The organism is Pseudodesulfovibrio nedwellii (genome assembly GCF_027923765.1).
Classification (GTDB): Bacteria; Desulfobacterota; Desulfovibrionia; order Desulfovibrionales; family Desulfovibrionaceae; genus Pseudodesulfovibrio; species Pseudodesulfovibrio nedwellii.
Window position 1 is genome coordinate 2376033 of sequence record NZ_AP026709.1, and the last position, 14082, is coordinate 2390114.

A 14082-nucleotide genomic window follows, 5' to 3' on the forward strand; every position below is an offset into this window, starting at 1 on the left:
AGCATAAGATGAAAACCATACTTGTTGTAGACGACGCACCCATGATTCGCGAATTACTCAAATCTGTACTCGAAGCGGAAGGATATGAAGTAGTTGAAGCCGCTGATGGCGAAGAGGCCATTCATATATGCCAGGAAACCAAGATAGACCTCTCCATCATTGATATTTTCTTGCCCAAAAAGGGCGGCCTTCAAGTCATGGGCGAATTGATCAAAGCTGACAGTTCCCACAAGTTCATCGCCATATCCGGCGGGGAAGCCTTCAACCCGGAAGCCATTGTCGAACTGGCCAAAGTATACGACGTGGTCGACACCTTTACCAAGCCCATTGATACCCGCAAACTGTTGAATGTCGTTAACAAGGCACTGGCTGACTAACAAAGTACACGCAACAAAGCCCTGCCCGATTCTTTGATCAGGCAGGGCTTTGTTGCGTGTATGGTAACGCCGAAAACTAATTTATTCCATATCGACGGTCACACCCTCGACCACATAGAAAAGAAGTTCATATTTATCCTGAAGGATACCCACAACCTCTTCTACGGACATGTCACCCATGTCAGCCACGGTGACATAGGCATTGGTAAACCCGGATTGAACCGGATCATGCGCCGTAAACACGCTTGTAAAAACAATCCCCACTGTCCTGATTTCGCACAGCAATTCTGCCAAAAGCTCTGGCCGACCATCCATACGGATGGCAAACTGTGCGCCACCCCGCAGGGACCCGGACGCCGTACACAGAAAACGCAGTACGTCAGCCTGGGTAATAATACCCTTCAGTTGGCCACCATCCACCACAGGCAAACCACCAACCTTGTTCTTCACCAATATTTCGGCAACTTCGGTCATGGCTGCATCCGAATGAACGCTAATGGGGTCCGAAGTCATGATATCACTGGCGGTCAATGTATACAAACCACCACTTTTCCCGCTCGCAAGATCACTGGGAATAAACTTGGAAGGCATGGCATCACGGATATCCCGATCAGACACAATGCCGACTAAAGCACCCTGACTGTCGATAACCGGAAATTGTCGGATATTCTTCTCTCGCAAAAACTCAGCAGCGTCCAGAACGGACGAGTTAACCCCCAAAGAAATGACATTGATCGTCATCCAATCTCTGACCAGCATTCTCCACCTCCTGCATGAGCTTTTCCAGAATGAAAATGATCGGCAGAGCCTACGTGTTCAAGAAACGAATTGCAACGGAAGTTACAGTTTCACCGCTTCCGCACTCACAACCTTAACCAACTCCTTAAAACTAGACTTTAGCGGTCCGAGTTCCTCTATAACCGAATCCAACCGCCCAAGATAGCACCATTTTTCCAACTCCCTTGACTTCTTAACCAACTCCATCGCCAACACATGGCTGGCAATATTGGTAATAGAATGCAAAGAAGCGCCCATCATCTTGGCATCACGAATCTCGGTGGCTTTATCGAGATTGACAATTTTTTCTTCTGCCTCCACCACAAACAAATCAAGAATATCCTTAAGCAAAGCCATGTTGCCCTCAAACCTGTCAATCAAAGCCTGCATATCGAGTTTGACCGAAATGACTCCTTCAACATTTTTCCCAGAGGCCTGCACTGAGGACGCCCCCGCTCTTCCCTGCGGGCACCGATCCCCCATGCTACGAATGATTGCATCCGAAAGTTCGTGCATATCAACAGGCTTGCTGACGTAATCGTTCATGCCGGAATCCAACATCCGTTCCTTGTCACCCTTCATGGCATACGCTGTCAGGGCAATAATCGGGATGGATCGATCATACAATTTCCCATCTGATTCCCGTATGGCCTGAGTAGCCTCAATACCACTCATTTCGGGCATCTGAACATCCATAAGAACAAGATCAATGGATTTACCTTGTGTCTCAAGAATATTCAGCGCTTCGATACCATTCTCAGCGGTGGTAATAGTATGACCAAACATGGAAAGGAAATGGGTCAAATATTTCCGGTTCAACGGATTGTCTTCGGCCAACAAAATATTCAAATGCAAAGTCTTGGGTGTCAAAGGAGCCCGTACCTCTTCCACTTCCTGTTCTTTCGCGACACCGAACCAGGCTGTAAAATGAAACGTTGAGCCAAAGCCCTGTTCGCTCTCAACACCGATTTCCCCCCCCATCATATTCACCAGCTGTCGGGAAATGGTCAGTCCCAATCCAGTCCCCTGATGCTTCTTCCGAAGCGAACTGTCCGCTTGGGTAAAACTGTCAAAAATGCTTTCAAGTTTATCTTCCGAAATACCAGTGCCAGTGTCTCGAACTTTGAACAGCAGACAAATACGGCCCGATTCCTGTCGGGTTACGCTGACCGTCAATTCGACCAACCCTCGTTCAGTAAATTTGAGAGCATTGCCCAAAAGGTTCCATAATATCTGCCCCAACCGATCAGAATCACCATTGAGCACGGTCGGAACGTCTTTGCTCACTGAATACCGAAAGGCAATATTACTCACGTCAGCCTGCGGTCCAAAGGACCGGACGCTTGTCTCAAGTGCAGCCCGGAAATCGAAATCCACAGGCTTGAGTTCCATCTTGCCCGCTTCAATTTTTGAAATATCAAGAATATCATTAACAATATGCAACAACGACCCAGCTGCATCACGGATCATATCCATATGTTCCCGCTGTTCATCCGTCAGCCCTGTAGTGACAACCATTTCAGCCATGCCAAGAATTCCACTGATAGGAGTCCTGATCTCATGGCTCATGTTGGCCAGAAACATGGACTTGGCCAGATTCGCTTCAAGCGCAACCGCGGAAGCTTCCTCTGCAGAGCGGTTCGCGGAGACCAATTTTTCTCCCATACGGCCATAGTGAATGGCTGAGCCGAAAAGATTGGCCGCAAGTGTCAAAGATTCTATCTCCACAGGTAACCAATCTCGTTCCATGCGGTGTTCGGAAAACCCCAGGAACCCCCACCATGTATTCCCGGCAAATACCGGAACAATCATAACGGACTTCACCCCGGTCGCCTCGAAGAAGCCACGCTCCCCTTTGCGGAAATCCTTGACGTGACCACAAATAATCTTGCGCCTGAGCAATGGAATGCGCCACGAATCATATTGGGGAGAAAAACTCTGATTGATGAATTCCGGCTTTCCCACAAGACTCGGAAAACCATCAGCCACCCATTCATAATTCAACGACAGGGTTTCCTCCGAAGAACCTTCTTCACTCTTACTAAAAAGAAAAACTCTCGTAATATCAGCGGCTTTTCCTAATTCATCAAGAGCACTGCCAATACCTTCTTCCCAATCCGCTTTGCGCAAAAAACGACCGGCAAAAGAGGTCAAAACCTGTAGAATAGCATCCCTGCGAAAAAGCATCTCCTCCAATTCCTTTTGCAAGGAAACATCTCGCACCATACCATACGCCCGACGAAGATTCCCGGCATCATCAAGTTCGACTTCTCGATTAACGTGTAGATAGTTAACCGTGTTGTTCTTGCCCTGAATTCTGTATTCAAAATCAAGCGGCCAACCTTGTTCGAAAGTCGCTTCATTGGCGCGATCAAAAACCTCAACGTCTTCGGGGTGGACACAGGCCCGAATCGAATCAAAATCCTCAGTAAGAGAATGACAACCACGCTCCATAATCCGACGGAACCCTTTTGACCATTTCACCCGACTCTGACTATCCATTTCCCAACGGCCAAAACGATCAGTCTCTTCCATCCACTCATGCATGAAGCGTTCTTTGTCCAACTGCCTTTCCAGCATCAGACGGCTCTCAAGATGCCGAAGGCTTCGGGTCATATTCTCCGGTAATGCTTGCGCTTGAGAAAAGAAATCAAAAAGCCCCAAGGCACGGGCTTTATCCTCATGCCCACCATTCGTCACGACGATGACATGAACACCATATTCATTACGAATACGCTGAACAGCCCGTAACCATGTGGTATCACCTTCGTCTGGGACAAGAAGAACGCAATCAGCATCATGTTTGTCCAAACGACGCACACCACGAGAGACTGATGCCAGATGAACCAATGAATACTCATATCCTTGCACCATAAGAACAATGGATGCCGATTCCACGTTTTTCCCGGCCAAAACCAACAGTTTCAAATTCGCCTCCGCTTCTCCATCACACACAGGTTTCTTCTCAAATATTTACCCATGAGTCATACGCCCAACATATCTTCTGGACAAGTTTTTTCAAATAAATATCATTGCTTCACACATTACAAGGGACTGAAAACATGCGCTGAAAGCAGTTTGCAACTGTCTGAAAAGACAGTTCTTACCGCCGAACTACCCCTTGCTTTCTCTAGTCACGAGGTTTACACACACCCCAAGGTTCATAAAAAGTAAACATCGACCATTAATCTCCATAGGTGCTACCATGAATTTTTTACCTGAAAGCGACATGCTGACCCTCCTGACAGGGGCCACTCTGGCCGTAAAACTTGTCATGATCTTTCTCGCTCTGATGTCAGTGTGGAGTTGGACCATCATATTCTTCAAATTCTTCACCATTGGCTCAGCTCGGAAAAAAGTCATGCAGGGATATGATGCCTTCATGGAATCTCAGGATTTAACCAGCGGCCTCAATAAGCTGGGAGACAAGGAACATTCACCTCTGGCCCGCGTCTCTACTTTGGCAGTGCAGGAATTCCGACTGTTAGAAAAAGCGGAAGTAAACAGAGAACGCAAACGGCTGCTCGTCAAAGACACCCTGCGCCGCGTCCTCAAACAGGGCATCACCAAAGAAATGCGTGTGTTAACGCGTAACCTCCCCTTCCTCGCCACCTGCGCCAATGCGGCTCCATTCATTGGCCTGTTCGGCACGGTATGGGGCATCATGCACTCTTTTCACTCCATCGGGCTGGCTCAATCCGCAGCTCTAGCGACCGTGGCTCCTGGTATTTCCGAAGCTCTTATCGCCACGGCCATCGGTCTTCTGGTCGCCATTCCGGCCACCATTTTTTATAACTACTTCCTTGGCAAACTCGGTGAAATCGAAACCGGCATGATCGATTTTGCTGGAGCCTTTCTGAATCGGGCTGAACGCGAAATAACGTGGGCCTCCAAGATGGAAAAAAGATAGGAGCAAGCCCATGGCAATCAAGACTGGCGGCGGCTTCCTTAACGAAATCAATGTCACACCCTTTGTGGATGTGATGCTGGTATTACTGATCATTTTCATGGTCACAGCCCCGCTCATGACTCAAGGAGTCGAAGTGGACCTCCCTGTGACCAAAACGGTCAAGAACCTGCCTCAGGACTCCGAACATCTTATCTTATCGGTAAAAAAAGACGGCACCATCTTTCTCGACGAATATCAAGTGACGCTGGATGAATTACAGGATCACCTGAAACGACTGGTCGCCAAACAGAAAAAGCAACTTTTCCTTCGCGCCGACAAAGACGTTGCTTATGGCACCGTGGTCATGATCATGGGCGAAATCAAAGGGGCTGGTATTGACCGACTAGGCATTGTGGCAGAAAAATCCATTGATCTGAAAAAAGAGAAAAAGTAAATTTCATGCGACACGCCCTGAGTTGGTTCCTCTCTATCCTCTTTCACGCCATTCTGGTGGTAGCACTGCTGCAGTCGGTGGATCTTGAACCGTTGCTGCCCGAGGATATCATGCAAGTGGATCTGACTGAGGTGGAAGAACCGCAACCGATCACTCCCATGCCGGAGCCACAAAAAATCCCCGCTCCAGACCCCATGGCGGAAATAGCTGCCCCCGAAGAACCACCTATGGCAGCCCCTCTGCCCATGAACAAAACCGTGGTTCTTGCAAACGAGCTCCCACCACCGCCAGAACCGGAACTCGCTCCCGAGCCGGAACCAGAACCGGATGTAATCGAAATCAGCCCTAACAAAACGCTACCGCCGGAAGAGGAGCTGGAAGAAGACGGCAAACCAAGAAAGATTGTCACTCGTAAAGAATTTACTGTTCATCGCGGACATGAAGCGCGTTTTGGTCGCGCCATGATGGGAGACTACTTTTCCTACTCAACCAAAGAATTTTCAGGCCAATTCCGCACCAAGGATAACCGGGTCGTTTCCATTATCGATGCCCGAAACACCAAATACGGACGATTCCTGATCTACGATTCAAAAAACAAGACTCTACGTCGCCTTAAACAGGCCTTTGGCAAATACGTATATACCATCGGACCATCAGTCTATGCGGACGAACCGGTCACAGGGTCGGTCACATTTCTGGCAAAGAACGACCGTATCGAACGGTTCATCCTCATGACAGACGATGACCGCATCGCCCATTACCCTCGCAAGGTCCATGTCCGGGAAGAGGAAGTCACATTCTCCGGTCCCGCCAAAAACATTGAAGCCGGGATATCCAGACCACCCTATGGCGAAGGCCATGAAGGTGTCGTCGTCATCCATGGTCCAGATTGTGTCAATCCGGGCTTGGTGCAAGGCTTTACCCGCACCTTGTCCATGCATGACCTTGCCACTCTGCATTTTATTCCACGCGGTTGCATGAACGAAGAGCCAACTCCCGGCACAACGGAAGAACTCGTTCAGGATACGACTGCCGCACTGGGCTACTTTGCCGGACGCAAAGAAATAGATGCAAACCATGTTGGTATATGGGGCAATGGTCCGGGAGCACCCGCTGCAATAAAGACCGCAAGTCGAACCAATCCAGCCTTTTTGGTCTGCGTTCTCACGGATACTGTCAAGACTGACGACATCCCTGATCGAAAAACTCTCTCCCAACTAAAAACCCCTGTCCTGTGGTTGATCACAGGCCGAGATACCGCCAAATGGACCCCACTAATTCGCACGCTTGAAGCCTTCCGCGACAAAGACAAACGTCCATTTTCAATCATTGTGGCCCCACTCAAGGCAAGCCAGGACGTACTTGATGCCAAAGGCGAACAATCCGCTTGGGTGGAACAAGTCGCCGACGATCATGCCTCTCTCGCCGCATCCTGGATCCACAACCTAAAAAAATAGATTTTACCCATATCGGGATACTTCCTGCCTTCCATTTGTCATGCGAATACGCTATGGCTGATAGAATGACGATTTCTTGCGAATCGTCTCTATCAAACCAGATATACAGCAACAAAAAAATACGCCAGACATGAATCGGAATCACGCATCCCTTAAGCCAAGCCCCCAACTATTTGAGCACGTTCTCGATGCCTCAGGTGTTGCTATGGCCATACGGACCGTTGACCTGAAACCTATCTTTGTGAATAAGGCTTTTGCTGATTTTTTTGGATATTCGGTTGCCAAAATGTTTTCTCTGCCCCAAGAAAAAGCCCTCCCAGAAGAAACCATGGCCCTGTACGCAACACACATTCGTCCAGCACTGCATACTGGACAAAGTTGGGAAGGCGAATACTTCATTCGCAAAAAGGACAATGAGGTTATTCTGGTCTGGGGTCGATTCGATCCTGTGCTCGACGCATCCGGCAATCTGGCCAATGTCATTTCCATCATGCAGGACAACCTGACATGCACCAAAACCGCCAAAGCCCTCAAAGTCAGTGAAGACAAATTCCGTCTTCTCGCCGAGAATATCACCGACGTCATCTGGACAATGGATGACGCATACAATTTCACGTATGCTACCCCATCTGTTGAAGATGTCTGGGGCTACGCTCTCGAAAAACTCAAAGAGTTGTCCCTGCTCAAAATCACGTTGCCCGAGTCACATAAAATTCTCAAGAAAGCCGAAAAAGCCCGCTCCAGAGCCGAAGCGCAGGGTGACTTCGATCACATTAACCGACTGGAAATGGAACATTATCACGGCAAGGGCGGAACCATCTGGGTCGAAACAGCCGTTAGGCGACTCTTTACCGAGGACGGCAAACCCGGAGGATACCAAGGTGTTTCCCGCGATATAACCCTCCGCAAACAGACCGAAGCCGCATTATTCGAACGTGAATCCAGATATCGCACACTGTTTGAGGATTCTCCCATATCACTCTGGGAAGAAGATCTGTCCCGCCTCAAAATATATTTCGACGCCCTCAAAGAAAACGGCGTCACCGACTTCAGACAATATTTCTATGACAACCCGGACGCTCTGGCCAAATGTGCCACGCTGGTGACCGTCGTGGACGTAAACAAAGCCACACTGGACCTGTTATCCGCGAAATCCAAAGAAGACTTGTTCGGCAATCTGGAAAAAGTTCTGACAGAAAGCTCCATGGCCGCTTTCACCGAAGAGATGATCCTGCTCGCTTCCGGCGGATGCGAATATTGCGGAGAAATCACCAATCGTACACTGGAAGGTGAAACAATCTGGGTCGTGGTCCACTTCTTTGTCCCCCCGGAGTACAAAGACTCCCTGGCTCGCGTCATAGTTTCATTACTGGATGTCACACCGAGAAAACGGGCTGAACAGGCTCTCATGGATTCTGAAGAACGGTACCGGGTACTCGCGGAAAATTCCCAGGAAGGTGTCATCGTTATTCAGGATCGGGAAATTAAATATATAAATGAAAGCATGACTGAAATATTTGGCCTTTCAACGGAAGAACTTGAACAGGTTCATCCTCTTGAAATGGTTCATCCCGAAGACAAGCCTTTCATTCACGAACAATTCAAAAAAATGTACGAGGGCAAGGAAAAGGAAGGGTTTGCCACATTCAGAGTCATAACCACACACGACGAAATCAAATGGTTGACCATCTCAGTCAAACCTATCATGTGGGAAGGCCAGGAAGCACAGTTGGAAATTTTCACTGATATCACGCACCATAAAACACTGGAACGTGAGCTTTTATCCACCCATGCCCAAATGGAAGACCGCATCTCAAAAAGGACCGCAGAGCTCTCCGAAGCCAATGTCCAGCTCAAGGCTTTGGCCGAAGAACGAGGAAAAGCCCAGCAACGCATCCTTGCCCTGACCCAAGAATTAATCCGTATACAGGAAGACGAACGGCAACGAATTGCCCGGGATCTTCACGACAACGTCGCCCAAAATATTTCCTCCATCATGCTGAAGATGGAAACGTTGTTTGACGACCACTCATGTGTCGACGAAAGACTCCGTAAACGGAGCGAATCCGTAACTGACATTCTCAAGGAAGTCGTCGCTTCGGTACGAGACATTGCATATGGACTTCGACCTCCCGCACTGGACCAGTTGGGTCTGGTAAAATCCTTGCAGCACCTCTGCCTCGAAGCAGGCAACAAGCATGGTTTTGCAGTGGATTTCGTAGCCACGGGTGTCGAAGATATCAGCCTGGATTTTGACAGCGAAATTAACATCTATCGGATGATTCAAGAAGCCGTCAGAAATATTGTACGCCACGCCCACGCGAACAAGGCGACAATCCGTCTGGTGAAGAGTCATCCCGACATCTTCATTCGCATTGAAGATAATGGGCAGGGATTCAACGTTCTGGAACGCCAGGCAAAAACCCTGACTGAAAAGCGCATGGGATTGCGCAGCATGGAGGAACGAGCACGCCTAGTCGGCGGCTCCATGGAGATCCAATCACTGGTCGGAACCGGAACCCGCATAATTTTCCGACTGCCTACACATCATTCCAGGAGACATACAGACTATGAATATCATGATCGTTGATGACCACCCTCTATTCAGGGAAGGTCTCAAAGCCATCGTCAACCGGGACAATCGCTACACAGTGTGTGCTGAAGCCGGGAATGGCAAAGAAGGCATTGCCATAGCCAAAGAAAGTCATCCAGACATCATGCTGGTGGATATTTCCATGCCTGAAAAAAATGGCGTTCAGATGATCCGTGAACTCAAGTCTTCATTACCGAAAACACAGTTCATCATCATTTCCATGCACTCTGAAGCCGACTACATCGTGGAAGCCTTCCGAGCCGGAGCCACAGGATACATGATCAAGGAATCTGCTTCATCCCAACTCATTAAGGGGCTTGATACCGTCGCAGCAGGTGAACTTTTCCTGGACAACGCACTCTCTCAGGAAGTGGTATTCAAACTCCTGCAATCAAAACCAGACACTCCCGACGGCAGCAGTGACCCTTACTCTACTCTGACCCCCCGAGAGCAGGAGGTCATGCGCATGCTGGCGGAAGGGCTGACAGCCAAAGAAGTGGCAGAAAAGCTCTTCATCAGCCCCAAAACCGTGGAAAATCACCGCACCAATCTCATGAAAAAACTAGGCCTCAAAAGTACGGTAGAACTTGTCCGTTACGCGGCCCGACTCGGCCTCATCGACATAGAGACCTGGGCCATCTGACACAGTGCCCTACGAAAACACCCCCGGCGACAATGTCACCGAGGGTGTTTGTGTGGACAATGGTATCAAGAAAAATCACCCTTGGGAGATGGAAATCCTCTTGGGCTTGACCTTCTCGACCTTGGGCAGATGCAACTCAAGCACGCCGCCGTCAAGGTTGGCTTTGATCCGTTCTCGATCAACAATATCGGTAATGGAAACGGAACGAACGTATTCACAATCGCCGAATTGCATCTCCACATACTGCTCACTGGGATGCCGGACCAAACTCGTCCTACCCGTGACTGTCAACTCGCCTTCTTGCAAATCAATAGTCATGTCCTCGCGTCGAACACCGGGCATATCCATATAAATATAAAATCCATCCTCGCATTCCAGAATATCCGTGGCCGGACGATAGCGAGCCATGCTTTTGTCTTCTTTCTTCATAATATTGCTCATAGCCATGCCCTCCCTTACTCCACGCTGATGCTGATGTTTTTTGGTTTTACTTCCTCGGACTTGGGCAAAGACACGGTCAAAACGCCATCCTTCATGGACGCTGTGACAGCATCTCTATCCACTGGAACTGAAATGTTGACAACTCTGTGGAAAACACCACTTGGGCGTTCCTGTCGAAAATATTTTCCTTGTGGAGCTTTGCGCTCGCCCTTGATAACCAAAGTTTTGTCAGTCAATGTCAATTCAACATCGTCGATGGACACGCCAGGGACTTCGGCCCGCACATAAATATTTTCCTGATCATTGCTCAGATTGAGCGGAGGGTAAGCCAAACGCCGATCATCGCCCATGGGAGATCGCAGAAACTCTTCGAAAACCCGATCAAACCGGGACGGGAAATTATAGAGAGTATTAAAATCAATAACCATGAAAGGTACCTCCTTTTCTTGCGTTCCACAAAAAAGTAGGCACGTTTTTTTTGTCGTCAAGTCCACTTGTGGGGAAAAATTGCTCCGCACCCTTTTCCGGGGGCGGAGCAACACATGACAACGATGATCAAAAGTTCTTATTTGGAGCTGGTCCAATCCTTTTCAGGGATGGCTTCGTCCACCAACATGATCGGAATCTCATCCTGCACGGGATACACGATCTTGCACTTGGCGCAGGCCAATCCGTCTTCACCGGGCTTTAACTCAAGTTCACCCTTGCATTGAGGGCAGGCCAGTATATCCAATAGTTCCTTATTCAGAGACATAGGTTCCTCCTTGTACTCGCCTGACTCTACCCGCCGTGCCGCTCACTGGCAACTGCCATTGTGCACTTTACCAGACACCATGGAAACGCTACTCTACAGCGTTCAGTTACAGACTGTCCCTTAAATTATAACCCATACCCGAAAATCATGAGCATAGATTTACACTCCCATTCCACGGCTTCTGACGGTACTCTGTCCCCCACCGAATTGATCAAGTTGGCTAAGGAGTCAGGTCTCGACGCCATTGCCATCACTGATCATGACACATTTCAGGGCGTTCCGGAGGCTTTGGCCGCAGGCGAAAAATACGGCATTGAAGTCATCCCGGGCGCCGAATTAAGTCTTGAATCCCCGGAGGGCACAGGTTGGATTCATGTCGTCGCTCTGTGGCTGCCTGAAAATGCCATAGAACTCCAGGAAGCCTTTGACTGGGTGCAGGAAGGTCGCAAAACCCGCAATCAGGAAATCGTCGAAAAGCTGCGCACTCTAGGTATTAATATCACCTATGAAGGTGTTGCCGCCCGCGCCAAGGGAACTATCGGACGCCCGCATTTTGCTCAAGAACTCATGGCGCTTGGCGTGGTTTCATCCATCGACGAAGCATTTAAGGTATGGATCGGTGACAACGGACGCGCATACATCCCCAAACGCAAACTCACCCCGGAACAGGCATTTCCTATTCTCAACAAAATCGGGGCCACCTCCATTCTCGCCCATCCCTTTGCCCTTGGTCTAAATCTCAAGGACACGGAAAAAGTCGTTAAAGATCTCATGGAATTCGGCCTGGACGGTATTGAAGTCTATTATACCGAACACAGCGACGCAGAAGTAAAAGCATACAAGGAAATGGCCGAACGCCTCGGTCTGCTCCTCAGCGGAGGCTCGGATTTCCACGGTTCTGTTAAGCCGAAGATTCGACTCGGCAAAGGCAAAGGCGGCCTCCACGTCCCCACCGAACTGCTCGAAAAAATGAAAAAGAATCGCCGCTCAAAAGGACTTCCCATATAATCTTGCCAACTGACTTCAAAAACACTTTCAATGAGACCAAAACACAGTTCTGGTCTCATTTTTTTTATTTCAACAGATTTCACACCTCGCGAAGCGACACATAAAAATTAGGAAAAGGAAGAAATGGGGTCTGGAAAAAGGGGAGGAAAAAGACCTTTCCAAAGGGTTTTCCCTTCCCTTCCCCCAGCCGCCCGGAGGCCTCAAATTCCACCTAGCGCACCTGTGCAGTTTAATGTAGCGTGGCGACCATGCCTGAGACTCGTACATATATACCTGAATTGCTGGCGCCTGCGGGCGACATGGAGAAGTTGGAAACCGCCATTTTATATGGTGCGGACGCTGTCTATCTTGGCGGCGACGGCCTAAACCTGCGTGCAGGGGCTGGCGGTTTCGACAAGGAAAGCCTTGCGCTGGGATTGGCAAAAGCCAAAAAAGCGGGCGTAAAAGCCTATTATACGTTGAACGTATACCCACGTGAATCGATGATGATGCAAGTCCATGAACAAATAGAGACTTTGGGTGAACTCCAGCCAGATGGCGTGATTGCAGCCGACCCCGGCGTGATTCGCTTATTGCGGCGTGAATTGCCCGAGATTCCGGTCCATGTTTCCACACAGGCCAACACATCCAATTCTGAATCTGTCCGTTTCTGGCGAGAAAACGGTGCCAGACGAGTCAATGTTGCTCGTGAACTCCGCTCTGGAGAATTAACGGAAATGCTCGATGCGGTTCGAAAAAAGATGCCGAACATGGAACTTGAAGTCTTTGTCCACGGTTCCATGTGCATGGCCATATCAGGCCGATGCTACATGTCCGCCCTGCTCAATGACCGTCCCGGCAACCTCGGTGAATGTTCGCACCCATGCCGCTATGAATACCGCCCCACTTCCGTCACCTTTGAAGAACGTACCCGCCCCGGTGAAAATCTCTGGGAGATCCGCGAAGAGGGCGAAGCTCCACCGAATGATTTCACCTTTGAAACACCCTCGGAAGACTTTACTTTCGCCCCTCTTGGCGACGACGATATAAAACCCGCACCTCCGGCCGACCCGGCTTTATCCATAGCCTTGGACGCTGAACGGTGGACCAAATTTTTCGCGGCGGAAGACTTGTGTCTCCTGCATTATCTGGAATGGTTTGCACGCATGAAAGTCGCGTCCGTAAAACTGGAAGGCCGCACCAAAAGTTCTGCCTATCTCGCGCAGGTCGTGGACGCATACCGAACCGGCCTAAACGATGTCGCTGCCAACCAATTCCAAGCTGAAAAATACCTGGCCGAATTGGTCAATGCAGCGACACGCCCTTTGACCACCGGTTTCTTCGACCCACAGAATCGAGGCGCCATTGCCGAACCACCGGCCCCCGGCGAAAAACGTTCGGTTCTTGGCCGCGTTCTCGAACCGGCTGGCGATGGCAGATGGCTCATCCAGACAAAGTCACGCTGGACCACATCCGAAGATATGGAACTTCTCATCCCCGGCATGATCCGCCCCCGCCTTTCTCGCGAAGACTACGGTGTAGAAAACGATCAGGGCATTGGTCTTGACGTCTCCCACCCCGGCCAAAAAGGGCTGCTCATCTGCGACCACCCGGACATCAAACCCGGCATGTTCATCCGCAAACCTTGGGACCTCGATACAATCGAATAACACCCGATCCCCCCAAACAATTCACTTCGCCGAAGGCGCA

General features: G+C 49.6%; 13 protein-coding genes. 8 read left to right on the forward strand and 5 right to left on the reverse strand.

Translation table 11 applies throughout. From position 1 onward, the window contains the following. Positions 1-8: 8 nt before the first annotated feature. Complete coding sequence (locus SYK_RS11185) at positions 9-377, forward strand: response regulator (RefSeq protein ID WP_281760350.1); 369 nt, start codon at positions 9-11, stop codon at positions 375-377. Positions 378-458: 81 nt separating this feature from the next. On the opposite strand, the gene SYK_RS11190 is transcribed toward SYK_RS11185, so the two are convergent. After that, positions 459-1136 (reverse strand): CBS domain-containing protein, encoded by a 678-nt coding sequence (locus SYK_RS11190; protein ID WP_281760351.1) that lies wholly within the window; start codon positions 1134-1136, stop codon positions 459-461. A gap of 81 nt (positions 1137-1217) precedes the next feature. Next, the gene (locus SYK_RS11195) at positions 1218-4082 is read right to left on the reverse strand and encodes a hybrid sensor histidine kinase/response regulator (protein ID WP_281760352.1); all 2865 of its coding nucleotides are present in this window, start codon (positions 4080-4082) and stop codon (positions 1218-1220) included. Between the two features lie 277 nt (positions 4083-4359). Here SYK_RS11195 and tolQ point away from each other — a divergent pair, with 277 nt between their 5' ends. From tolQ to SYK_RS11220, 5 genes are all read left to right on the forward strand, one after another. Continuing rightward, positions 4360-5064 (forward strand): protein TolQ, encoded by a 705-nt coding sequence (gene tolQ, locus SYK_RS11200; protein WP_281760353.1) that lies wholly within the window; start codon positions 4360-4362, stop codon positions 5062-5064. A gap of 10 nt (positions 5065-5074) precedes the next feature. Further along, a complete protein-coding gene (gene tolR / locus SYK_RS11205; RefSeq protein WP_281760354.1) occupies positions 5075-5497 on the forward strand; it encodes a protein TolR in 423 nt (140 codons plus the stop codon). Positions 5498-5502: 5 nt separating this feature from the next. Then, the gene (locus tag SYK_RS11210; RefSeq protein ID WP_281760355.1) at positions 5503-6954 is read left to right on the forward strand and encodes a hypothetical protein; all 1452 of its coding nucleotides are present in this window, start codon (positions 5503-5505) and stop codon (positions 6952-6954) included. A gap of 130 nt (positions 6955-7084) precedes the next feature. Further along, on the forward strand, positions 7085-9544 hold the full coding sequence (locus SYK_RS11215; RefSeq protein WP_281760356.1) for a PAS domain-containing sensor histidine kinase: 2460 nt from the start codon (positions 7085-7087) through the stop codon (positions 9542-9544). After that, entirely contained in the window at positions 9525-10190 is a 666-nt protein-coding gene (locus tag SYK_RS11220) for a response regulator (RefSeq protein WP_281760357.1), read from the forward strand. The genes SYK_RS11215 and SYK_RS11220 overlap by 20 nt, the downstream gene beginning before the upstream one ends. 75 nt (positions 10191-10265) lie before the next feature. On the opposite strand, the gene SYK_RS11225 is transcribed toward SYK_RS11220, so the two are convergent. From SYK_RS11225 to SYK_RS11235, 3 genes are all read right to left on the reverse strand, one after another. After that, positions 10266-10631, reverse strand: coding sequence for an Hsp20/alpha crystallin family protein (locus tag SYK_RS11225; protein ID WP_281760358.1), 366 nt, complete (start codon positions 10629-10631; stop codon positions 10266-10268). Between the two features lie 14 nt (positions 10632-10645). After that, positions 10646-11059 carry an Hsp20/alpha crystallin family protein gene (locus SYK_RS11230; RefSeq protein WP_281760359.1) on the reverse strand — a complete coding sequence of 138 codons (414 nt, stop codon included), beginning with the start codon at positions 11057-11059 and terminating at the stop codon, positions 10646-10648. A 137-nt stretch (positions 11060-11196) separates the two neighbouring features. Further along, positions 11197-11385 carry a Trm112 family protein gene (locus SYK_RS11235; protein ID WP_281760360.1) on the reverse strand — a complete coding sequence of 63 codons (189 nt, stop codon included), beginning with the start codon at positions 11383-11385 and terminating at the stop codon, positions 11197-11199. Positions 11386-11532: 147 nt separating this feature from the next. Here SYK_RS11235 and SYK_RS11240 point away from each other — a divergent pair, with 147 nt between their 5' ends. Together SYK_RS11240 and SYK_RS11245 are read left to right on the forward strand one after the other, a co-directional pair. Continuing rightward, the gene (locus tag SYK_RS11240; protein ID WP_281760361.1) at positions 11533-12393 is read left to right on the forward strand and encodes a PHP domain-containing protein; all 861 of its coding nucleotides are present in this window, start codon (positions 11533-11535) and stop codon (positions 12391-12393) included. A 248-nt stretch (positions 12394-12641) separates the two neighbouring features. After that, positions 12642-14042, forward strand: a complete 1401-nt coding sequence (locus tag SYK_RS11245) for a peptidase U32 family protein (RefSeq protein WP_281760362.1) — start codon at positions 12642-12644, stop codon at positions 14040-14042. Positions 14043-14082: the final 40 nt, after the last annotated feature.